Origin of the sequence: Desulfosarcina variabilis str. Montpellier, from assembly GCF_048565275.1 — a bacterium.
Classification (GTDB): domain Bacteria; phylum Desulfobacterota; class Desulfobacteria; order Desulfobacterales; family Desulfosarcinaceae; genus Desulfosarcina; species Desulfosarcina variabilis.
Genome location: NZ_CP159846.1, coordinates 6880800 through 6903473, shown reverse-complemented (window position 1 = coordinate 6903473; position 22674 = coordinate 6880800). Strand labels below are relative to the sequence as shown.

Sequence of the window (22674 nt, the reverse complement as noted above, 5' to 3'; positions counted from 1 at the left end):
ACGGTGGATTATCCGGACTCGATTTTAGCCTATCTATTGGACCGATTGCATCCGGTTTATTTTCTTATCGATGATCAGGGAACGATTCTCAGTTGGGGCGGGGCGCTGGATGACTACCGCATTCCGGCACCGCAAAAAGGCATGCGTATAGGGGATCTGCTTTTTTTCGTCGAGGGATTGTTGCCCATGCCTGACAACCACCTGGTTTTGGAATGTGTTGAATGGCGCGACGGCATTGTTGTTGATGTGCATCTTTTTCGGGATGCGGGGCGCTTATGGCTGCTTTTGACCGATGCGGGCCCCAAGGCCCAATACCAGCGTCGGGTCCAGCAACAGGCCAATGCCATGCAATTGCTGGGTGATGCTCATCCGCCCACGCCGGCTGCGCATATGTTCAAAGACGCTACCCGGGGCCTTTTGGATATCGATGTCCGCCAGGGTGCCCAGCGGCGCACGCTTTCCATTTTGTTTGCCAGTATCCGGCGCTTTACTTGGTTTTGTGAACACGCATCGCCGGCGGATGGGTTCGACACGTTGAACGCGTATTTGGCGGCCATGATCGAGCCGGTCCTCGAATATTCCGGGATTGTTGATAAAATCGTCGGAGGCGGGGTGATGGCGGTGTTTGGTCTGTTGCCATCTGATGGTGCATCCGCGGCTCTGGCTGTGGCGGCCGCCAAAGCCGTCATCGAGAAAACCCGGGTTGAGGCTGAAAATCGTCGGCAGACCGGGAACTTGCCTTTGACGGTGGGGATCGGGATTGCCACCGGACCCGTGGTTTGGGGCATGATTGGCAGCCAGCATCGAAAAACGATGAGCGTTACCGGCCGCCCCGTTAATCTGGCGGCGCATCTGGCGCATCAGGCCGCCGGGCAGGAACTATTGATCGATCGGACTACTTGGCAGGTATTGCCGGCCAACGGTCTGGCGTTTACGGCCAGACGATTGACACCTCGGGGCATGGATCGCCCCATAACCGCCTATAGCTGGACGATGATGCATGAAAATTGATGGACAAGCCAATTTATTGAAGGTGTTGGGATTTGCGGTGGTGATTCGTGAGGCGGAAAATTGTTTTCGGTTGATCGGTGATGCGCCGTCCTGGTTCGGCAAGCTTTGTAAGCACGGGGCATCCGGTTGCCTGCCTGACCCTCCTGAGGAGCATTTCCCGTTTCTCGCCAATTTCATGGTGGATGCCAAGGCATTTTGGGATACACAGAACAAGGGCCGCCTACGCTCCGGGATGTGGATCCAATGCATGCCCGATGGAACGCAGATTGCCCTGGAGGCCAGTGCGGTCCAGCTTGGCCGGGAAAAATTGCTTTTGATTGAATCCTGTGATGTCGCGCACACGGAAAAACAGGCCTTGATCCAGACCGGACGTGAACTGGAGCTGAATCTTGACCAGTCCCGTCGCCAGCAGCGGATTGCGGACCATCTGCGCGCGGAACTGGAGACGCGGGTAGAGGAGCGAAGCCGGGACCTGTTGGCGTCCAACGCCCGTTTGAAATCGGAAATTGAGGAACGCAAACGGGCTGAAAAGTCCCTGGCCGACAGTGAGCATCGTTTTCGAACCCTTTTTGACAACCTTTTCGATGCCCAGGTGCTGGTCAATCAACAGGGCCGCATCCGGGATGTCAACAGCGCCGCCTGCCGGTTGATGGCAAGTCCCAAGGACGCGCTGTGCACCCATCAGATCAGTGATCTTTTTCCTGCCCACGAGGCACAGAGCATTCACAATGTGCTGGTCACCACCCTCAAGGCGGGGATGGCGCCGATCGATGAAATTTGCCTGTATCGGGATGACCATTCAGCCATTCCCGTTGAAGGGGGATGCGTCCGACTGGAAATTAACGGCGATGCCCATGTTGTTTTCAGTTTTCATGATGTGTCCTACAGAAAGGCGCTTCAGTTTCAGCTTCAGCAGGCGCAGAAGATGGAGGCCATCGGGACCTTGGCCAGCGGCATTGCCCATGATTTCAACAATATTTTATCCGCTATTATCGGGTATGCCGAAATTGTGCGCCTGGATTTGGACGAATCGACAAAGACCTGCCATAACCTGGATCAGGTGCTGGCGGCGGGCAATCGGGCCAAGGATCTCGTCCAGCAGATTCTGACGTTCAGCAGGCAAGCCGAAACCATCGTCAAATCGGTCAAAATCAGGCCGATCATCGTGGAGGCGCTCAAGTTGATGCGGGCGACCCTGCCCTCAAGCATCGCGATCGACACCTTCCTTATCAGCCGATCGACGGTGCGCTGTGACCCGACGCAGATTCACCAGATTTGTATCAATCTTTGCACCAATGCCGGCCAGTCCATGGCGGAAGACGGCGGGACGATCGCGGTGCATCTGACCGATGTGACCCTGGACGAATCGTTCGTCTCAAGTCATGCCAGGCTCAAAGCGGGGGATTATGTCCGGCTGTCGGTGGTCGATAGCGGCCCGGGGATTCCCGATTCCGTGATCGACAAGATTTTTGAGCCTTTTTTTACCACAAAACCCAATGGCCGGGGAACAGGCATGGGGCTGTCCGTGGTTCACGGCATCGTGACCGCAGCCGGTGGTGCGGTCACCGTACAAAACCAGGCGGGCGGGGGGTGCCGTTTCGATGTCTATCTACCGCTTTTTCGTGAGCGGGTCGACGATTCCGCCGGGGATTCTGCGGGCATGCCAAAGGGCAGCGAACGGATTCTGTTTGTGGATGACGAGACCGTTCAGGCGGATTTGGCCCGCCAGGTGCTGACGCGCCTGGGATATGACGTGGTTGCCAAAACCAGCAGCGTCGAAGCATTATCCCTTTTCGAGCAGGACCCGGCCGCGTTTGATCTGGTGGTGACCGACATGACCATGCCGGCGTTATCCGGGAAACGGCTGGCCCAGCGAATCCATGCCATCCGGTCCGATGTGCCGATGATTCTGTGCTCGGGGTTCAGTTCCTCGATCAGTGATACGGCTGCAGGCGAGATGGGCTTTACCACTTATCTGAAAAAGCCCCTGGTCATGAAGGACATGGCGGTGGCCATTCGGCAGGCATTGGATGCAACCACGGCTTGAAAAAGTGGCTTTGCACCTGCCTTATCCCGGCGGGTTTTTTTTTCTATCCTTGGCCATGCTATCAAGGGATTTGAGCTCATGGTCCACCATTTGTTTTTGCGTCTCGTTGGTGGCCAGTTTCATGGCCCGGTTGAGATGAAAACCGGCGTTGCGCATATCCCCCCGGCGCTGATAAAAACGGCCTAGATTATAATGGGCCCCGAACATATCGCCCAGCCGGCCGCTGCTTTCGCCCAGATAATAGTAGGCCTGGGTGTAGTCTTGATGATAGCGTACCAGTTTTTCAAAGGTGGCCTTGGCCTCCGCAAACTGTTCCAGTTCCATTTGGGTGCGCCCCAGGTACAGCTGGCCTTCCAGATCTTTGGAAGAACTGCTGGATGACAAGGCTTCCAGGGCTTTTTCGAAGGCTCCCTCGTGGAAATAGATTTTTCCCAGGTCCTGAAGCATATAGGTGGCCAAGGCGTTGCTTTCGATGGCTTTTTGCATGTGTTTGGCTGCGGCATGCCACTGGTCCTTACGCGTCAGGGCAAGCGCGTAACCATAGTTGGCCATGGGGTCATCCGGTGAGCTGTTCAAAGCCTTTTGAAAATGGTCCAGAGCCAATTGCGTGTTCGTATAAAGGGCGGTGATGCGCGTATGGGCCAATTCAAATCCGCCTACCGGTGACTTTTTTACGGTTGTTTGGGCCCGGTTTTGGTGCAGCCAGTTGTCGATATAGCTCATGCGCTGCTCAGCCGCGGGGTGGGTGGTCAGGTAGGTGGGAATCTGGTCGGAGCCGTACCATTGTTTGCTGCGGATCTTTCTTAGGGATGTCAACAGACCCTCGCCGGTGTAACCCGCGTGGGTCAGGTACCCCAACCCCAACTGGTCGGCCTGCATTTCGTTTTCCCGGCTGTAGGCCAGCGCAGCGGACTGTCCCGCGGCCACGGATCCCATGGTGACGGCGCCCGCCGCGGCGCCGGCGCCGCCAACACCCAGGAGTACCCCGGCGACCATGCCGGCCAGGGTGGCCATGCCGATTTTTTTAGAACTTTCAATGCGCTGGGAAATATGGCGGCAGACCACATGGGCGATTTCGTGACCAATGATACCGGCCAGCTCCTCCTCGGAATCCAGGGCCGCAAAAAGGCCGCTGTTAACGAAAATATGGCCGGCCGGCGTGGCAAAGGCGTTATACACATCCTCATGGATCACATGAAACTGGTAGACGAACGGCTGGGGGGGGATACTTTTCAGTATCCGATTGCCGACCCGGTTGACATAATCCACGATCACGGGATCCTCGATCAGCGGGTACTGGGATTTGACCACGGCCATGAATTCCTTGGCCAGTTCGCGCTCTTCCTGAATGGTGATGCAATTGCCATCAGGCGTCCATACCAGCGTTGTTGAGAAGAAAAACGCGGCAAGCGCCCAGATGGCAATGATTTTTTTAATTATTAGCATGTTAATAGGTTTCCCAATGGTTCTGATAAACGTTCTCATGTTATCTATTTTTACTAGCATGGCACATTCTAATCCACTTTTCAAACAGCATGTTTTATGTTAAAGCTTAGCACCATGGCACAGATCATATGCATCGCCAACCAAAAAGGTGGCGTGGGAAAAACAACCACAGCGGTGAACCTTTCCGCAGCATTGGCCGTTTCCGAGAAACGGACCCTTCTGGTGGATTGCGATCCCCAGGCCAATGCCACGACCGGTGTCGGGCTCGATAAATCCCAATTGGACAAAACCCTTTATCATGGGATGATTGGCGAGGTTGATGCCAAAACCGTGATTGTCGACAGTCAGATCGAGTGCCTCAAGGTAATGCCCTCCCGAGTGGAGTTGATCGGTTTTGATGTGGAAATGATGGATCGTTCCAATCGGGAAAAGGCCCTGCGCCAATTATTGACCCCGGTGGTGGATGATTTCGATTATATCGTCATTGATTGTCCACCCTCACTCAGTCTGCTTACCGTAAATGCCATGACAGCGGCCAACGCGCTGCTGATTCCGCTGCAATGTGAATTTTATGCACTGGAAGGGCTCAGTCAACTGGTCGAGACCTATCAGCGGATCAAAAGTGGGTTGAATCCCGGGCTCGGTATTGCCGGTATTTTGCTGACCATGTTCGACCGCCGCACCAATTTGAGTCATCAGGTGGCTGAAGATGCGGAGAACTATTTTAAAGAATTGGTGTTCAAAACCACCATCCCCCGCAACGTCCGCTTGGGTGAAGCACCCAGCTTTGGCCAGCCCATACTGCTGTACGATGCTTTGTCGCCCGGGGCGAAAAGTTATTTTTCTCTGGCCAAGGAGATCATGACCGCCAATCATACCGGACAGGCCTAATAGGCGTTTCGGTAACATCGATCAACCCGGGGCCGGATTACCGTTCCGGTTTGATCAGCCATTATCTAGGACACCACATGCCAGATAAACCAAAGGCAAGCAGCGCCGGTTCCAGCCCCAAAAAAAAACGCAAAGTGGCCTTGGGCCGGGGGCTTGATGCACTGATACCGGATCTGGGCGCGGTAAGTACCATCACCGATACCCAGGCGCCACCCAAGAAAGACTTCTTTCTGTGCGATGTCGATATGATCCGACCGAATCGGTATCAACCCCGGCGTCATTTTCCTGATGCCGAACTGGAATCGCTGGCCGGCTCCATTCGCAGCCAGGGGATTATCCAGCCGCTGTTGGTGCGTGCCGACGATGTGGGCTATGAACTGGTGGCCGGTGAAAGACGGCTAAGGGCGGCAACGCTGGCCGGGCTTAAAAAAGTACCGGTGGTGGTCAAGGATATTTCGGATGCCAAAATGCTGGAGATGTCCATTGTGGAGAACATCCAGCGTGAAAACCTGAACCCCATGGAAGAGGCCGAGGCGTATCACCGCCTGATCACCGAATTTGAACTTACCCAGGACCAGGCCGCCGAGCGGGTGGGGAAAAGCCGTAGTGCCGTGGCCAATTTTTTGCGTTTGCGTCAGCTTCCCCAGCAGATCCAGGCCAGTATTCTGGACGGGGCGCTCAGCATGGGACACGCGCGCGCGTTGTTGGGGGCTGACAGTGCAGCCAAGCAGCAGGCCGCTTTTCGGGAGGTCATGTCCAAAAAGCTGTCCGTACGCCAGACCGAAGCCCTGATCAAACGCATCAATGCGGAAAAAAAATCCGCGCAGGCTCCCGAACCGAGTTCTGAACAGCGTTATTTTAACGATGTTTCCGAGAATTTATCGCGATATTTCGGCACCCGCGTCAGGATTCAACGCAAGGGCAAAAAAGGACGTGTGGAAATTGATTTTTTCAGTGACGAAGACCTGGGCCGGCTTCTAGAATTACTACAGCGAAATTAACCTCTTCCCATGGCTATTCACATTATCATCGACGGTTATAACCTGATTCGCCAATCACCCGAACTCTCCGCCTTGGACATCCAGGACCTGCAACTGGGACGTGAGGCGTTGGTAGACATGCTGGCGGTTTACAAAAAACTCAAGCCGCATAAGATTACCGTGGTTTTTGACGGTGTAAAGGAGCCTTTCCTGTATGGCAATCGAGATCGTGCCAAAGGAATCCGTCTGCGTTTTTCTCATGGCGGGGAAAGTGCTGATGATGTGATCCGGCGCATGGCCCGGCGAGAAAGAGAACGGGCGCTGGTGGTCAGTAGTGACCGGGAAGTCATGGCCGCCGCCGAATCGGCGGGTGCGGCGGCCATGGACTCGAATGCATTCGAGTCCAAGGTGATCATGGCCCGTTATCTGTCGGTCAAAGGCGGTAAGGAGTTTGACGAGGATACGGGATGGAAGCCGACAACGCGTAAAAAGGGGCCCCGTCGGCGGCTTTCCAAGCGCAAGCGGAAGGCCAAGGCCAAGGCAGACAAACTGTAGCGTTAATCTGAAAAATCAGGAATGGATATGGACGGTGCGCAGAAAAAAGTGTGTGTGATCGACGGGCAGGGGGGCGGTATCGGCAGTACGATCATCAAGAAGATCAAGGAACAGTTTGGTGAATTGGTGGAGATCATTGCCCTTGGCACCAACGCCATTGCCACGGCCCAGATGCTCAAGGCCCGGGCCAATCGGGGGGCATCCGGAGAAAATGCCATCGTCCAGACGGTTCCGCGGATGGATGTGGTGGTCGGTACCCTGGCCATCATGCTGCCGCATGCCATGATGGGGGAGGTCACGCCCAAAATGGCTGCCGCCGTGTCCGGCAGTAGGGCAATCAAGCTGATTCTGCCCATTTCTCAGGAGAACGTCGATGTGATCGGCGTATCGGACGACCCTTTGCCCCACCTTGTGGATGCCCTGGTCACGAATCATCTCAAACCACTGGTGGACGATACCCATTGACCACCAATATTGGAAGGTACAAATACCCATGTGTGAAGCCAATGCATATTTAGTTGCCGACGGGGAAGAAACACTGGTCATGAAATCCGTGGATTACGTTACCCCTGAAGGGGATGGATTGAAACTGGTCAATATTTTCGGTGAGCAAAAGTTCTTGCGGGCCGAGATTCAATCCCTTTCGCTTGTCGACCATAAAGTTTTTCTCAAATCGTTGGAAGGTTGAAAAGAGCTGCTGATCGCTGATGAAGATTGAGATTGCCAAGACCGCCGGTTTTTGTATGGGGGTGCGGCGGGCTGTTGAGCTTGCGCTGGATGCACCGGGAAAACACGCTGAACCCATTTTTACCTATGGCCCCTTGATCCACAATCCGCAGGTGCTGGGACTTTTTGCCGAAAAAGGAATCTCGGTGCTTGAATCGATTCCTGAAAAAGGGCATGGCACCGTACTGATCCGGGCCCATGGTGTGCCACCGGCGGATAAAGAGCGGCTGGCCGATGCGGGGTTTCAGGTGGTGGATGCGACCTGCCCTCGGGTTATCCGGGTGCAGACCATCATTCGTGTGCATGCACGAAAAGGGTATGCCGCCATCATCGTCGGTGATCGAGATCACCCGGAAGTGGTCGGCCTGGTCGGATATGCCGGTGATATGGGACATGTGGTCAGCTCCATGGCCGAGCTCGACGCGCTGCCGGCTTTTGAAAAAGCCATTATCGTGGCCCAGACCACGCAGAATCTCCGGTTTTACGGCAAGGTAAAGGCCTGGGCGGCCGAGACATTCCCCCATTATAAAACCTTTGACACCATCTGCGATTCCACGGAAAAGCGGCAGGCGGAAGTCAAACAGCTGGCCGGGCGCGTGGATGCCGTGGTCGTGGTCGGCGGAAAGCAAAGCGGCAATACGCGGCGCCTGGCTGAAATTGCCGCTGAGACCGGCAAACCAGCGTTTCACATTGAGACCGAAGTGGAATTGGACGGATGCGGTCTGGATGGGGTAGAGCAGGTGGGCATTACGGCCGGGGCCTCCACGCCTAACTGGATCATCAAACGGGTTTATCGAGAACTGGAGCGGCTGCCGTCCAAGCGGCAGAACGGTGCTGCCCGGGCCGTCAACACCTTGATCAAGGTGTTGTTGCTGGTCAATGTCTATGTGGCGGTGGGTGCGGGATGCCTGTGTTTCGCCTGTGCGAAGCTGATGGCGATACCAACCGAGATCGCACCGATCAGTGTGGCCGTGCTGTATGTGCTGTCCATGCATTTGCTCAACCACCTTACCGGCACAGCCGAAGATGAATACAATGACCCGGAACGGGCACGATTTTACCGTCAGCACCGATTGGCCCTGTCCGCCATTTCCATTGCCGCGGGCAGCTTTGGACTGCTGTCTGCATCGGCCATTGGCGGCGTAGCCTTTGTTTCTCTGCTGGTCATGAGTCTTTTGGGACTGTCCTACAATCTCTATTTAATTCCAGCAAGTCTTGGCTATCGGTTCCGGCGCATCAAGGATATCCCCGGTTCCAAAACCATTCTGATTGCTGCCGCATGGGGGGTGGTGGTGGCGATTTTGCCGGGGTTCACCGGCAACTCGGCATCGGTGGTCAGTGTTGGCGCGGTGTTTGTGTGGGCTACGGCCCTTGTGTTTGCGCGCACCGCTTTTTTCGACTTGCTCGATGTTCAGGGAGACCGTATCATCGGCAAGGAGACCCTGCCCATCCTGTTGGGCGATCGCCGGACGTTTGATCTGCTGAAAAAAATTCTCATTGGCTGCATGATTCTGCCGGCGGCCATGGCGGCCATCGGTGTGTTTTCCAAACTGGGTTTTCTTCTGATTTTCTGTCCGGCGGTCATGTTCAAGCTGATCCGGTCCTATGAAAAGGGCCGTATGTTGCCCGGCATGCACATGGAATTTTTGGTGGAGAGCCTTTTTCTGTTGTCTGGATTGCTGACCCTCGTGTGGATGATCGTGTCCAATTAAAAAAATATCTCACTGTGTTGAGATGATTTTTCGTGCGCTAAGAGGAGGTCACAGACAATGAATGCCACCAATCCCGAACTGCAGCTTGCCGGCGAGTATGTGCGCCATACGGGATGCAATATCTTTCTGACCGGCAAGGCCGGAACCGGAAAAACCACTTTCCTGCAGACCCTTAAACAATCCTTTCCCAAGCGGCTGGTGGTCACGGCGCCCACGGGCGTGGCCGCCATCAATGCCGGCGGGGTGACCCTGCATTCTTTCTTCCAGCTGCCCTTCGGTCCCTTTGTGCCGGACGGTGAAACCGGCCGTCTGCAGTATCGATTCAGCCGGGACAAGATCGACATCATCAAGAATCTCGATCTGTTGGTCATCGATGAAATCAGCATGGTGCGCGCCGATCTGTTGGATGGCGTAGACGCCATGTTGCGCCGTTTTCGCCCGGGCAATGAACCGTTCGGCGGCGTGCAACTGCTCATGATCGGTGATCTTTTTCAGCTGCCGCCGGTGGTCAGGGACGAGGAGTGGACGCTGCTTGAAAAGTATTATGCATCACCCTATTTTTTCAGCAGTACGGCACTGCAGCAAACCGAGATGGTCAGTATCGAGCTGATGCACATTTACCGCCAGGCGGACGACCGCTTTATCGCCCTGCTCAACCAGGTGAGAGGTGGCCGGCTTGACGATGCCGCCCTGACCGCCCTCAACCAACGCCATCTTGCCCATGGGCCCGATAAATCATTTGACGGAAGCATCACCCTTTGCACCCACAATCGACAGGCCGATACCATCAATGCCGACCGGCTAGGTGCCTTGGCCCAACGCGCCCACACGTTCACGGCGGATATCGAGGGCGACTTTCCCGAGCATACCTTTCCCACGGCGTCCAGTCTGGCGCTAAAAAAAGGGGCCCAGGTCATGTTCGTGCGCAATGACCCGTCTCCCGATAAACAATACTTCAACGGAAAAATCGGGACGATCACTCATATTTCAAGCAAACAGATCCGTATCCGGTGTCCTGAAGACGATAGCGTGATCGATGTAGAGCCGGTCACCTGGGAGAATATCGAATATACGCTGAACCGGGAGACCCTGGAAATCAAGGAAAACAAGATTGGCGCGTTCAGCCAATATCCCTTACGGCTGGCCTGGGCCATTACCATCCACAAGAGCCAGGGGCTCACCTTTGACCGGGCCATCATCGATGCCCAGGCCGCCTTTGCCCACGGACAGGTCTATGTGGCCTTGAGCCGTTGCCGGACTCTTGAGGGCATGGTACTGTCCACACCGCTGTCATCCAGGGCGATCAAGGCTGATCCGGCGGTACAACGCTTCAACGCGGAAAACCGCCAGAACCAGCCGACAACCGAGCAGTTGCAGCACCACAAGGTCCAGTACCAACAGCGCCTGTTGCTGGCTTGTTTTGATTTCAATGGGCTGCGCGCGCGTTTGCGGCGCCTGATCGGGTTGATTTTGGGCAATCCCGGTGTGGTGCACGTGGCCAGCGGTCAGGACCTGCGTGCCCTGCAAAACCAAGCCGAGGGAGAAATTATCAGTGTAGGCGAAAAATTCGGCCGGCAGTTGCAGGGGCTTTTCGCCGCCGATCGCCTGCCGGCGGACGATGCCGCCGTGCTGGAGCGCATCACCAAGGCATCCGCCTATTTTCAGGAGAAAATTGAGATCGGCGTAGGGCAGGCGATTCCGTCATTGGCCATTGATTCGGACAACAAGGCCATCTTAAAGAAAGTCAACCTGGCCCGCAAACGCCTGCAGGAGGAGATCGACGTCAAGCTGGCCGCTGTAAAAAGCTGCGCCCAGGGGTTTTCAGCAGACCATTATTTCCGGGCCATTTCCGCAGCAGTGACCGGCAGCAAACCAACAACGCCCAAACCGCAGGCAGCAACCTATTCGGAAACCGACATCACCCACCGCGATTTGTTTGAAATCCTCAAGGCCTGGCGCAGTGAGAAAGCCCAGAGCGAAGGCGTTGCTCATTTTCAGGTCATGCACCAGAAACCCTTGATCCAGATCGCCATCAATTTGCCTGACTCATTGACGGCCCTGAAAAATATCAAGGGCATCGGCAAACAGCTGGCCAAGCGGTATGGCGAGGAACTGGTAACCCTGGTCGGCGACTATCGCAAAAAGCACGATATCCAGACCGTGACCCTGCCGGATCCGCCGCCAGCCGATGAGAAACCAAAAAAGAGCAAAACACCCCGCGGTGAGACCAAACAGATTTCCCTGGCCATGTTCGAAAAAGGCCTTGGTATCGAAGAAATCGCAAAGGCGCGCGAGCTGGTGCCCGCCACCATCGAAGGCCATTTGGCCCATTTTGTGGAAACCGGCACGATTTCCATCGACCGGCTGGTGTCATCTGAGAAACAAAAGCGCATCGAGAAGGAATTGCTTCAGCCCCAGACCTCGTCCTTCAAGGAAGTCAAGCAAGCCCTGGGGGCCGACGTCTCCTACGGTGAGATCAAACTGGTCCAGGCCCACTTGAACAAGACAAAGAAGGATTGATACCTTGCAAGGGACCTCTCAACCACAAAGGGCTGGCTATCCACTAACCATGGAACTAATGGATACCAAACTACCAAAAAAATCTTGGGTAAAGATTAGTCAGATTAGAATCCTTTCAACGAAGCGAATCGGCAATAAAATTGCCGAAGCATCTGAAGAAGAATTAGCCCTCATCATTGACGGATTGAATGAAATAATTGGCGGTTAATCGTTGCTTTCACGGCGACGGTAAATGGATATAACCGGCATCGGGTCGATGCACGGCGGTTATCCGGCCCAGGGCATCGTGATCATAGGTGGTGGTCTGCTCCGGATCGGCGCCCGTGGCCAAAAAGCACTCGGGTGTATAGGTACAGGTGGTTTCACGGCTTCCCGTGAGCACATGTGGCAACCGGCCCTTGGCATCAAAGCCGTACTCGACCTCGGCCAGTCCCGGAACCACGGTGCGTACGGGCAGCAGGGTGGTTAGATCATAGTAGGCGGTTGAGTTACGACCTTCGTGGGATTATCGGGGCATTCTATTCTATCGTTTTTTCCTTGCGACAGAACATGGCTTTCCACAAAAAAATTATAATTGGCTTGAACGAATTGACAAAAATGATGGATTATTGCCATTGTATAAAAGCTATCTGTTTAAGTTGCATGCACCCTTGCCGATGAAAACAGCACCAGAACAACAGGTCTCAACAAGATTTCATTTTTTCGGCCGGCCCCAAAACGGCATTTTATGCATTTATCACGAAATCGATAGGTTGCAAAATGCTGAAAAGAATCCGACAATCAGATTATGAGAATTTGTGGAATCGATTGGCACGGAATCTCATCTACGATGCAAAACAGGTCCTGCTATATTGCGGTGTGAAAGTACCGGATAGAAAATCAAACGGTTCCATTGTCGATTATTCCGACATCGTTAAACGGATAACCCGGGGAACCGACTATGGTGCCATCTATGATCTGACCTCCAAGCGAATTCATTTCGATCCGAATTACATCCAAAACATTGTAGACCAAGCCTACCGTTTTGATTTCCCGATCATTGACAGATCCTTCGGCCCTGGCGGTATAGCAGGGTTTATCCACTCCGGTGAAAACGATTCCTATGAACTAAAAGACCCTGACCTGAATCACATTTTGAAGCAAGCGATGCTAGTGCAAAAATATGAAATCCCTTTTTCGTTTGTCTGTGCCCGTCAATTGGGCAAATATGAAATTGAACAATTCAGTGTGACATCCAATATTTTCAGTGGTCCTAAATTCTTTTTCATCTCCACCGAATCGGGTGTTGAAGAAGCTGAAAAACAAATCCGAAATGGACATTACATCATTGTCCATCACACGATTTTCCATTCCCCACTCACCCTTTCTTATAGAGAAAGCATTGATGTTTTCATCCGTTGTGTAGAGAGGCAAATACCAGTCATGTTGACTACACAGCCGTTCAGCGGACAAAACGGCCCGATGACGCCCTATGGTATTGCACTGTTAGCCTTTGCTGAGTTCCTTGCCGGGATGGCGATCGCTTATAGCATCAATCCGGAAACAAAAGTGATCAACGGTGCATATCCGACCATGTGCACGCCAGGAAAAAAACCATCTTTGAAGATTGGTTCAGTGGTCCATAATTTTGTTAATTATCTGGTCGCCTACACCTCCCGCTTGCTGGATATCGCCAGCATTCAGTCCGGCTGCACAATTGAAGGAGACGTACACAAAAACGAGTTGCTTAACACCGATTACCAAACCGTCCGAGCAATAATTCTATGGGATGCGGTACTAGAGGGCTGGCACATGATCCGGCATTGCTATGGTTTTTTGGGTGACTTGGCGTTGTTTTCTTTTGTCAAAGCCGAAAATGATATCGCCGCTTTGCATCATATTCAGAGTCTTGACGACAGTGGTATTACAGCACTTCTGGCAAACCACGTCCGTCTAAACCGTGACATACAAGAGGCGGAAAGGATTTACAGGAAACCAACATTGCTTTTTGAAAGAGAAAAAGAAATTTTGCTGAATGTGATTATCGAAACGATCGAAAACTTTGGAGGCGATTTCGGCAGTCACGATCACACATTGAAAAACATACCGAGTGAATGGTTTTAATAACAAAATAACTGTCAATTCCATACTAATTGTGGAAGTGATGGGGAATGGTTTGAACTAAACAAATGAAAATAGGCCTACTTTTTCAACCTTTTTTATTTCATTTCAACTGGTTGGCTTGGCCTGGCCCGTCCCGAAATCGCAAATCGTTTGCGGCTATCGCGCGTGCTTGTCGATGTATACCTATCCCCTTTTTAAAGCCATGGCGCTGAGGCATTGTTCGATAACACCTTTGAACATTGGTATTTTGTAGCTGTTTTGCGCCAAGGGTTCGGCGTTTTGCATGGCGGCCTGGGCTGCGTTGACAATGGTGTCGGGGTCCAGGGGGTTGCCGGCAAGGACTGCTTCTGAAGCGGTCGCGCGAAATGGGACGGGTGCGGCGCCGCTTAAGACGATTCGACTATGGATCACCCGGCCGTTTTTGCGCTGAGCAGCAATGGCGGCGCCGGCCAGCGCAAAATCCCAGGCTCCACGGATCCGCACTTTGCGGTAGGTGCTTTGCAGGGTGCCCGCATGGGGCGGCAAATGGATTGCCGTCAGAATTTCATCGCCATTAAGAACGGTTTCACGGGTATAGTCCTCGGATGAGGATAGATAAAAGCGTTCCAATGGCAGGACACGCTTGCCTTTGGGGCCGACAAGGACGACGCTGGCGCCCAGCGCCACGAGGGCAGGAGCAGTATCAGATGGATGGACGTAATAGCAGTTTTCGCCGCCGATAATACAGTGACGGGTGTTTTCGCCACTTTCAGCGTAACATAGATCGCCGCCTTTTCGCAGACAATCAAATTCGCCGCGATAGTAAGCGCATCTTGGTTTTTGGCAGAGGTTGCCGCCAAGGGTTCCCTGGTGACGCAGCTGGGGGCTGGCGACGGTCTCGGCAGCCATGGCCAGGGCCTGATATTCGGATTGGATGATTGGATGACGGGCGACATCGGCGATGCTTTCCAAGGCGCCGATGACCAGGCCGCCCTCGGCTGTGCGCCGAACGCCGTGAAGTTCCGCAAGACGGGAGATGCTGACGATGGTGGTGGCCTCCAGAACGCCGTCCCGAAGACAGCCGATCAGATCGGTGCCGCCGGCAAGCAGCCGGGCGCCATCAACGGAAAGGGCCTCGATGGCTTGATCCAGGGATTTGACGCGAATATAAGCAAAGCTGGGCAACATGGCTAATCCACCTTTCGTTGGGCTGCCAGACGTTGGCAGAGTCGGATGGGGTCAATGGGGGTTTCAGTGACCCGCAGGCCTGTGGCGTTGTAAATGGCGTTTGCAACAGCGGCTGCCGTGGGAATGGTGGCAGGCTCGCCCAGTCCTTTGGCGCCGGTGGTGTTGGCTATATTGTCTACCAACTCAATGGGAAGGCAGGTCATGTCAATGGGAACATCCATCATGGTGGGGATTTTGTAATCCAGCCAGCTGCGGTTGACCATTTTTCCGGTCTGGTTACGATCCAGCATCCGCTCTTCAGTCATGGCCAGGCCGATTCCCATGGTGATGCCGCCGAATACCTGGTTATCATAGGTTAATCGACTCATTACCCGGCCGCTGTCATGGGCGCCGAGGAACCTGAGAATCCGGACTTCGCCGGTTCGCAGATTAACTTCAACTTCACAGAATTGTGTGGCAAAGGGATTGGCAACCTTGTTCGGGGGATTGGGCGCCCGCGTGCCAATGCCCACGACCACTCCGGCCATTCTGAGGGCGGAGATGCGCTTGATATCGATTTTTTGGGATGCATTGGTTTTGCTGACGATCTTTCCCGGGATATACCGCAGATCCGCAGGATCGGCCTTGAGGTTGTGCGCGGCCATTTCAATCAGCTGCTGTTTAACATGCACAGCAGCGGCGCGTACGGCCGGCGCCTCGGTGGGTACGGTCTTGCTGCCGCCGCTGGGCGAGGCATATTGGGTGGTGCCTGTATCGGCGTGTTCGATCTGGATGACATCGGGCGCTACCCCCAGTTCTTCGGCCACCACCAATGCCATGACTGTTTTTGTGCCGGTGCCGAGATCACTGGCGCCCATGTTCAAGTTGACGCTGCCGTCGGCAAAGAGTTTAAGAATGATGGTTGCCGGCGGCCGGCCGTTACCGGAAGACCAAAGCCCACCGGCCATGCCCACGCCCCGGCGAACGCCGTTCTTTATGCCGGCGCTTGCGGCTGACTTGCGGGCTCCGTGCCAGCCAAAGGCTTTGGCGCCGCGTATCAGGCATTCTTTGTATCCTGTGATGGTGTAGGGGGGCTGACCTTTGCGCGCCTGGCTAAAAAGCGAAATATTTTTGACGCGCAAATCCACGGGGTCCATCCCAATGGCATCGGCCAGGGCATCCATCATTTGCTCCAGAGCCCATGCGCCCTGGGGATGGCCCGGCGCCCGAAAGGCCCGGGCCGGGCCGGCGTTCATATAGATATCGGTGGCCGTGGTTCTAACATTGGGGCAGGTATAAAGATCGCGAATCAGCCAGTCAACCACCAGTGCGCCGCCAAAGGGGTAGGCGCCGCTTGAACCGTTGCAGGTGAACTCGAGTGCGGTCAGGGTGCCGTCTTTTTTGACGCCGGCCTTTAAATGCATGTTTGTGGGGGGGCGGTTTCCAACGGCCAGAAAGGTCTCTTCCCGGCTCAGGAATAGTTTGACCGGGCGGCCGGTGATGCGGGCCAGAAGGGCGGCAATGATGGTGTATTTGCCGGTTACGAGTTTGCTGCCAAAAGCCCCGCCCATATAGGAACCGATGACGCGGACCTTGGATAGGGGCATCCCCAATATTTCAGCGACTTGTTTCTGGATTGCAAACACGCCTTGAGTGGATTCCCAAAGCGTCAGCCGGTCGCCTTCCCAGTTGGCCACGCAGCCATGGGGTTCCACGGGCGTATGGATTTGGCAGGCTGTTCGATAGTCCTGTTCGAGAACCACATCAGCTTGGGCAAACCCCTGTGCCACGTCTCCGCGCGTATAGGTATCCGTCTTTCCGACCTGGTTGCCATCGGGGTGAACGTTCGCGGACGTTGGCTTGAGCCCATTACGCTCATCTGCAACAAAGGGCCGCTGTTCATACGTGATTTCAATGGCTTTGAGGGCATCCCGGGCCTGATAGGGGGTCTCGGCGGCTACGGCGGCCACTGTTTCCCCTTCAAACCGGCAGATGGGGTCGAACAGTTTGGTTTGAAGGGTTACACCGGAGCCGGCATAGGTCCACTTGAGATCCGCCTCCGCGGTGCGGCTGTCAATGACCGCATGCACGCCGGGCATACGCCGGGCTCGCTGCGTGTCAACCCGAAGCACCTTGGCATGGGGATGGGGACAGCGCAAAATGGCGCCATGAAGCATATTGGGCAAAACAACATCCGAAGGAAAGACCGCTGACCCGCTGACCCGCTCATAAGCGTCGACGCGGGGGACGGCCTGGCCGACGAAACGGGTTTTTTCCCATGGCGGCAGGGATTCGCCAGGTCGAGGGGTGTCCGGCACCGGCTGATCCGATGTTATGAAAATAGGCTGATCACGATTCACCATCGACCTCACTTTCTCTGCCTTAGCGTCGCCGCATGGGACACGGCTTTATGGATATGGGCATACGCGCCACAACGGCAGACATTGCCGCTCATGGCGCTGCGGATGTCGTCAGGATCGGGCGATGGATTGCGGCGCAGCAGGCTTTCGGCGGACATGATCTGGCCTGGTGCGCAATACCCACATTGAAAGGCGTCATGTTCGGCAAAGGCCTGTTGAACCGGGCCCAGATTTTCACCGTCCATCAGACCTTCGATGGTGGTGATCCGGCAACCGTCGGTCTCCACCGCCAATGTCAAACAAGCATATCGGGAGACACCGTCCACCAGCACGGTGCAGGCACCGCACTCCCCGCGTTCACACCCCGGTTTGGGCCCCATGATACCAAGTTTTTCCCGCAGGACATAGAGCAGGGTCCAGCGGGGTTCGACAACCAAGGAGCGGCGAACGTCATTGACCGAAAAATCGATTCGCACGACTTTTTCAGGTGCGGCCGGCGCTGCTGCAGCTTGGCTGAATCCGGTCAGGCTATCGGCTCCAGCTGCGATCACGGCGCTGCTGCCCATGGTCTTGAGAAAAGTGCGGCGGGTGAGTCTCGACCCGCTTTTGTTCTTGGGCTCCTGATCGTCTCCCATGGCCAAACCTCCTTACAATGGATAGCTGTCCCTGTTTTTCCCTCTTATTAATCCGTCGAGTCATCAGTGGTATGTACGAACCAAAATTAAAGCACAAGAGGTGAATTCAAACAATCCAAATAAACGGTATCAATTGATTTCAAAAAAGATGGCTTTTCGCTGCAGGCGACTGCAACGACAAGCCATCTGATTTCGGAAGGTGCGGCAGGATTGGCAAACCTGAGTTTTTTAGATCAATCGTCTATGAAGAAAACCGGCTCTTTTCGATCCTGGCACGCTTTGTTGAGCCGTATGGCGATGTCCTTGACCGGGCCGGCCATCATGGTGCGCGCATTTTCAGGACAGCCTTTGATGCAGGCACAGCACAAAATGCACTTTTCCCGATCAGTGGTCGAGCTGTCTTCCGCATCAATTGCCTCAACCGGGCAAAACTGTGCGCAAACGCCGCATTGGGTGCACTCATCACTGACGGCGATAAAATCGCCTGTGATCTTTTTCATCCCCTCTTTATAGGGAAAGTTGCCGGGCACCTTCAGTTCAGAAATCTGGTCGGCAGATAATAACGAGCCCAGTTTTTCTTTAATCTTTCGCCCGAACGCTTCTGCATGATTCAAATCATCGTCATCCGGACGTGCAACGGCAATGGGCGTGTCCGGGCCGGAAAATGAATGCTCGCCAATGAATGCCGCGCCGGCGATCGGTTTGCAGCCGCGCTTTTCCAGAATGTTTTTAAGCTCGAGCAATGCATCGTCATATTCACGATTCCCATAAACGACAACGCAGACCGCAGGCGTGTTGCTGGCGTTTATCTCACTCAGCCAGTCTTGCAAAACAGCGGGCACTCTTCCGGCGTAAACCGGAACGGCCACTACCAACAGGTCATCCTGGGATGCCTGGAGCGGCTGCTTTCTCAAATCGGGTTTGGTGATATCGATGAATTCCGAGGTGCTGTGATCGATTCCACGTGCGATGCCTTCAATTACCGTCCGGGTTGTGCCCGTGGGGGAAAAATAGCCGATTTTCAGTGATTGTATATCCATTAACTGCTCTCCTATTAATTTACGTTTTGCAACGGCGCGTACCGCAGTTGATCTACAACGAGTCCTCTATCGGATCAACTCTTTTATTGAGCATGAGCTCAAAAAAATCGATTTGCCCGTGATTGATTGGTTCCAGACAGGGAGGCCGCATTAGGTAGGTCAGTAGGGTCACTACCAACCATATCCACCTGCTTTTATTTGATCGTGGCGGGCGTAACGTTATCCCTGATTCGATCAAGCTGGTTGAGAGTAGAACCGGCCAGGAATATAACTCAAGGAAAAATAGAAAGGGAGCATTTTGGCAAGATTGCTATCATGCCACTGCGGTGGAAAAGGATTATCATTTGAGCTGCGGGAAACACCTATCCCATATGGTCCCGCTGATTCTGTTGAACCTGATAATACGCTTCCTCGGGACCTATAGTGAAATCATAACGAAACCAATCAGCGCTCGTAACAGCCCGGATCGACACCCGCCCCCTGGGGACGGACCGTGCCGTCCATGTCCGTGTCCGGGGCGGACGCGCTGCTACCCGAGTCGATGACGGCGGTGGCACTGTCACGCAGATGATAGTCGTAGTTTTCCGGATCCACAAAGATGTCGCCGCCGCTGCCTATCAGGTAGTTGTGGTCGGCTGTCGTGTCACCGCTGACCGATACCGTGGCGGCGATGTTGTTGCGGATCAGGCAGCCCGAGCTGGGCGTGCCGTCCTTGTGGTCGTGGAACATCACCCAGGGGGGGCCGGGATTTCCCGGATCCGCATCCACCACCGTGTTGTTGACGATGCGGCTGTCCACGGCGCCGTACAGGGAGATGCCGTGCCAGTGGTCCGTGATAACCAAGTTGTTCTCCACCACCCAGTCCACATAGGGCCCGTCAAAACATCCGATCCCCTGCAGGGGCCCCCACAACGGCTGGTTCGGGTCCTCGAAATTGATGATGGTGTTGCCGCGCAGGGTTACCCGTTCACGGGGCGGATCGTCGTTAATGGACCAGGACTGGAAGCCGTCATCGTGGTTGTCGTTGACGTCATAACAATTCTTGACCAGATTGTATTCGAAAAGCAGGTCATTGCCCAGGCCGCGCATCCCATCACCAGCGAAATTCTCGACGGTGTTGTGCGCCACCACCCCGAGGTTCCCGTTGATGGTGATACCGAAGTTGACGTTGCGGCAGGTGTTGTTTTGGGCGGTCATCTGATCGCCGGACATGGCAATGGCATTGCAGGCCAGGGCATTCCACTCGTCCGCGCTCCAGGCGCTGGTATCGGTGACGGAATAGAGCTGGCAGTCCTCGATAGTAATCTGGCTGCTTGGGCCATGCCAGCTGTGAGAGGCCGCGTTGAACAGGGTCTGTTTCTCATAGGTGGCGGCTGCGCTGGGCGTGATGGTCAGGCCCACAAAGTGCCAGTTGCAGGCGGCAACCAGAGAGATATGGCTCAGGGTAGGGGTATGGCCGGCGGTGGCCTGTACAATAATCGGGGTATCGTTGATCGCACCGCTGAGTTCCAGAGCGCCGTGATAACCGCTCAGCAACACCAGGGTGTCACCGGCTTTGACCGGTCCTTGCGGATTTTTAACCACCAGCGGGTTGTCACCGGTATAGGGCAGATTGTCGTAGCCCTGGGTTTCAATCAAACCGTCAGCTGCCACCTGCTCCAGCGTGCGCCAGGGGTGCTCGGCGGTGCCGTCATTGGAGGCTTTGCCATTGATGGGGTCGATATAGAACAGACCGCCTGATGCGGCTCCATGGAATGTCGATAAAAACGCGAACAAGACAATTTCAATCACAAATACCCTTGCTGACCATGTTACCGTTTGGCCGTTCATCCGAATTCCTCCTTTAGATTGGCGTTTGGTAAATTATCGACATATAAGATGAGCACGTCTCTAATTATCGAAATTATCGGATGAATAAAAGAGTATTATTGCCTTCAGGGAAAAATCTCATCGAATGCATTGCTCACCGATGTCTCATCAGGTGAGATGAAATTGGTGCAGTCAATCCTTCAAATCTTAAGCAGGATCTGCTCGGTCAGCGTTAAACGCTCCAGCCCCTTTGCCGTGACCAGATAATCGTCCTCCATGCCGACAATGCCGATGCCGGGAAAACTGAACTTGGGCTCCAGGGCAAAGACCATCCCTTCTTCAACCGGCATATCGAATTTCGTCGCGATCACGGGAAACTCGTCGATCTCAAGGCCCAGGCCATGCCCCAAGAATCTCACCTGGCCCTCGCCATGGCCCATGAAATGGTCTGCAAATCCTTGCTCGGTAGCCATGTCCTTGGCTTTTTGGTAGATTTCTCGACAAGCCATGCCGGGACGGATCTGATCCTCAAGAACGTCTAAGATTTCTTTGGCGCAGGCATGGGCTCTGGCCAGGGTGGGGGCCAGGGCCCCGATGATCAAGGTGCGGGTCTGATCACTGTGATAACCATTTAAATTCACGCCATAATCAATGTAGATCGGTTGGTTTCTGGTAACGCGCCCGAAGCCGGCCCCCTGGGGCAGGGCCGGTGATATGCCCATGCCGTTGCCCGGGGTTTCGCAACAGGACACCGCTGCGCCCCCGGGCCCGGTGAATACATGGGCATTCATCATTTCCTGGTTCCAGCCCCGTATGCGCATCAGGCCCAGGTGGCCATTTTTTCGGCCGATGGAGAAGAGCAGTCCATCCAGTTCAAGCTCGGACATTCCCTCCCGGATCAATCCCCGAATGGTCTGGTATCCCTTGTCGGTAACCGCGGCCGATCGCCGGATTTGATCGATTTCATAGGCGGATTTGATCATCCTCAACCCTCGAATGCCCGGTGATATATCAACTCCATCGATATGGGGAAAGGTTTTCTTGAACCAGAGATAATGCCCCGCAGGCAGCACATCCAGCTCAAGCCCCACGCGATTTAAGCCGGTGTAGTTGAAATCGGACAATATGGGGGGCAGCGCGTTGCGCCCTTTAAGGGGCAGAATCTGTTCCAAAGGGGATTCGGTTTGCGCCCGCTTAAGGCTTTTGATTACCATCAACAGCGGCTGACCGCTAACTGGAACAAAAAGAATGGACCGCTGCAGCGTGCCGCTGAAATAGTAAATATCCACATGTTGAAATAAAAATGCACCGTCCAGCGCCTCTGATGCCATCCAACGTTGGAGCTTTTCAATTCGAAAATGAATTTCAGATTTCGGAACCAACGCATAATTGCTGTCGAATGCGACTACATTTCCAGTCATTTTTGTCCCCATGGTCTTTTCAGTGGTCACCCGCTTTCGGTTCGCGCTACAAAATAGCTATTAACAGGCTATAACACAAACGAATTTTTCTATCCCGATTGATTCTATAGTGACAACGATGGTATGCTGATTTAATATTTGAATAAGATTTTTTTTCTTTCTGACCATTATACGAAAATAGTATGCTGAAACCCAAGACGGTGCTGTTTTAAGAAAAATTGCATTAATTATTTTTCGTTTTTGTCGATATTAATCCCATCACACAATCAATT

19 protein-coding genes are annotated in these 22674 nt (G+C 54.2%); 11 read left to right on the top strand and 8 right to left on the bottom strand.

Going from position 1 to position 22674, the window contains the following annotated elements:
- Positions 1–3: 3 nt before the first annotated feature.
- Positions 4–1011, top strand: coding sequence for an adenylate/guanylate cyclase domain-containing protein (locus Dvar_RS31255; protein WP_419657046.1), 1008 nt, complete (start codon positions 4–6; stop codon positions 1009–1011).
- Positions 1001–3058 carry an ATP-binding protein gene (locus Dvar_RS31250; protein ID WP_419657045.1) on the top strand — a complete coding sequence of 686 codons (2058 nt, stop codon included), beginning with the start codon at positions 1001–1003 and terminating at the stop codon, positions 3056–3058. The genes Dvar_RS31255 and Dvar_RS31250 overlap by 11 nt, the downstream gene beginning before the upstream one ends.
- 21 nt (positions 3059–3079) lie before the next feature.
- Here the strand turns inward: Dvar_RS31250 and Dvar_RS31245 are convergent, their stop codons facing one another.
- The gene (locus tag Dvar_RS31245; RefSeq protein ID WP_419657044.1) at positions 3080–4504 is read right to left on the bottom strand and encodes a M48 family metalloprotease; all 1425 of its coding nucleotides are present in this window, start codon (positions 4502–4504) and stop codon (positions 3080–3082) included.
- A gap of 114 nt (positions 4505–4618) precedes the next feature.
- Between Dvar_RS31245 and Dvar_RS31240 the strand changes: the two genes are divergently transcribed.
- The 8 genes from Dvar_RS31240 (at position 4619) to Dvar_RS31205 (ending at position 12096) form a co-directional block, all read left to right on the top strand.
- On the top strand, positions 4619–5395 hold the full coding sequence (locus Dvar_RS31240) for a ParA family protein (RefSeq protein WP_419657043.1): 777 nt from the start codon (positions 4619–4621) through the stop codon (positions 5393–5395).
- A gap of 77 nt (positions 5396–5472) precedes the next feature.
- Entirely contained in the window at positions 5473–6396 is a 924-nt protein-coding gene (locus tag Dvar_RS31235) for a ParB/RepB/Spo0J family partition protein (protein ID WP_419657042.1), read from the top strand.
- 9 nt (positions 6397–6405) lie between these two features.
- Complete coding sequence (locus tag Dvar_RS31230) at positions 6406–6930, top strand: NYN domain-containing protein (RefSeq protein ID WP_419657041.1); 525 nt, start codon at positions 6406–6408, stop codon at positions 6928–6930.
- A 27-nt stretch (positions 6931–6957) separates the two neighbouring features.
- Complete coding sequence (locus tag Dvar_RS31225) at positions 6958–7395, top strand: DUF3842 family protein (RefSeq protein WP_419657040.1); 438 nt, start codon at positions 6958–6960, stop codon at positions 7393–7395.
- 28 nt (positions 7396–7423) lie between these two features.
- Positions 7424–7618, top strand: coding sequence for a CooT family nickel-binding protein (locus Dvar_RS31220; RefSeq protein WP_419657039.1), 195 nt, complete (start codon positions 7424–7426; stop codon positions 7616–7618).
- A 19-nt stretch (positions 7619–7637) separates the two neighbouring features.
- Positions 7638–9368, top strand: coding sequence for a 4-hydroxy-3-methylbut-2-enyl diphosphate reductase (gene ispH, locus Dvar_RS31215; protein ID WP_419657038.1), 1731 nt, complete (start codon positions 7638–7640; stop codon positions 9366–9368).
- 57 nt (positions 9369–9425) lie between these two features.
- On the top strand, positions 9426–11888 hold the full coding sequence (locus tag Dvar_RS31210) for a helix-turn-helix domain-containing protein (protein WP_419657037.1): 2463 nt from the start codon (positions 9426–9428) through the stop codon (positions 11886–11888).
- Positions 11889–11892: 4 nt separating this feature from the next.
- The gene (locus Dvar_RS31205) at positions 11893–12096 is read left to right on the top strand and encodes a type II toxin-antitoxin system PemK/MazF family toxin (RefSeq protein ID WP_419657036.1); all 204 of its coding nucleotides are present in this window, start codon (positions 11893–11895) and stop codon (positions 12094–12096) included.
- Between the two features lie 9 nt (positions 12097–12105).
- Here Dvar_RS31205 and Dvar_RS31200 read toward each other — a convergent pair whose 3' ends face one another.
- Entirely contained in the window at positions 12106–12330 is a 225-nt protein-coding gene (locus Dvar_RS31200; protein WP_419657035.1) for a hypothetical protein, read from the bottom strand.
- 317 nt (positions 12331–12647) lie between these two features.
- Here Dvar_RS31200 and Dvar_RS31195 point away from each other — a divergent pair, with 317 nt between their 5' ends.
- Positions 12648–13991, top strand: a complete 1344-nt coding sequence (locus tag Dvar_RS31195; protein ID WP_419657034.1) for a trimethylamine methyltransferase family protein — start codon at positions 12648–12650, stop codon at positions 13989–13991.
- A 183-nt stretch (positions 13992–14174) separates the two neighbouring features.
- Here Dvar_RS31195 and Dvar_RS31190 read toward each other — a convergent pair whose 3' ends face one another.
- The 6 genes from Dvar_RS31190 to Dvar_RS31165 all read right to left on the bottom strand — a co-directional run bounded on the left by Dvar_RS31190 (position 14175) and on the right by Dvar_RS31165 (position 22402).
- A complete protein-coding gene (locus Dvar_RS31190) occupies positions 14175–15158 on the bottom strand; it encodes an FAD binding domain-containing protein (RefSeq protein ID WP_419657033.1) in 984 nt (327 codons plus the stop codon).
- A 2-nt stretch (positions 15159–15160) separates the two neighbouring features.
- Complete coding sequence (locus tag Dvar_RS31185) at positions 15161–17500, bottom strand: xanthine dehydrogenase family protein molybdopterin-binding subunit (RefSeq protein WP_419657032.1); 2340 nt, start codon at positions 17498–17500, stop codon at positions 15161–15163.
- 5 nt (positions 17501–17505) lie between these two features.
- On the bottom strand, positions 17506–18132 hold the full coding sequence (locus Dvar_RS31180) for a (2Fe-2S)-binding protein (protein ID WP_419657031.1): 627 nt from the start codon (positions 18130–18132) through the stop codon (positions 17506–17508).
- Positions 18133–18365: 233 nt separating this feature from the next.
- The gene (locus Dvar_RS31175) at positions 18366–19172 is read right to left on the bottom strand and encodes an EFR1 family ferrodoxin (RefSeq protein WP_419657030.1); all 807 of its coding nucleotides are present in this window, start codon (positions 19170–19172) and stop codon (positions 18366–18368) included.
- Positions 19173–19616: 444 nt separating this feature from the next.
- Positions 19617–21002 (bottom strand): choice-of-anchor Q domain-containing protein, encoded by a 1386-nt coding sequence (locus Dvar_RS31170; RefSeq protein ID WP_419657029.1) that lies wholly within the window; start codon positions 21000–21002, stop codon positions 19617–19619.
- A gap of 179 nt (positions 21003–21181) precedes the next feature.
- Positions 21182–22402, bottom strand: a complete 1221-nt coding sequence (locus tag Dvar_RS31165; RefSeq protein ID WP_419657028.1) for a M24 family metallopeptidase — start codon at positions 22400–22402, stop codon at positions 21182–21184.
- Between the last annotated feature and the right edge of the window lie 272 nt (positions 22403–22674).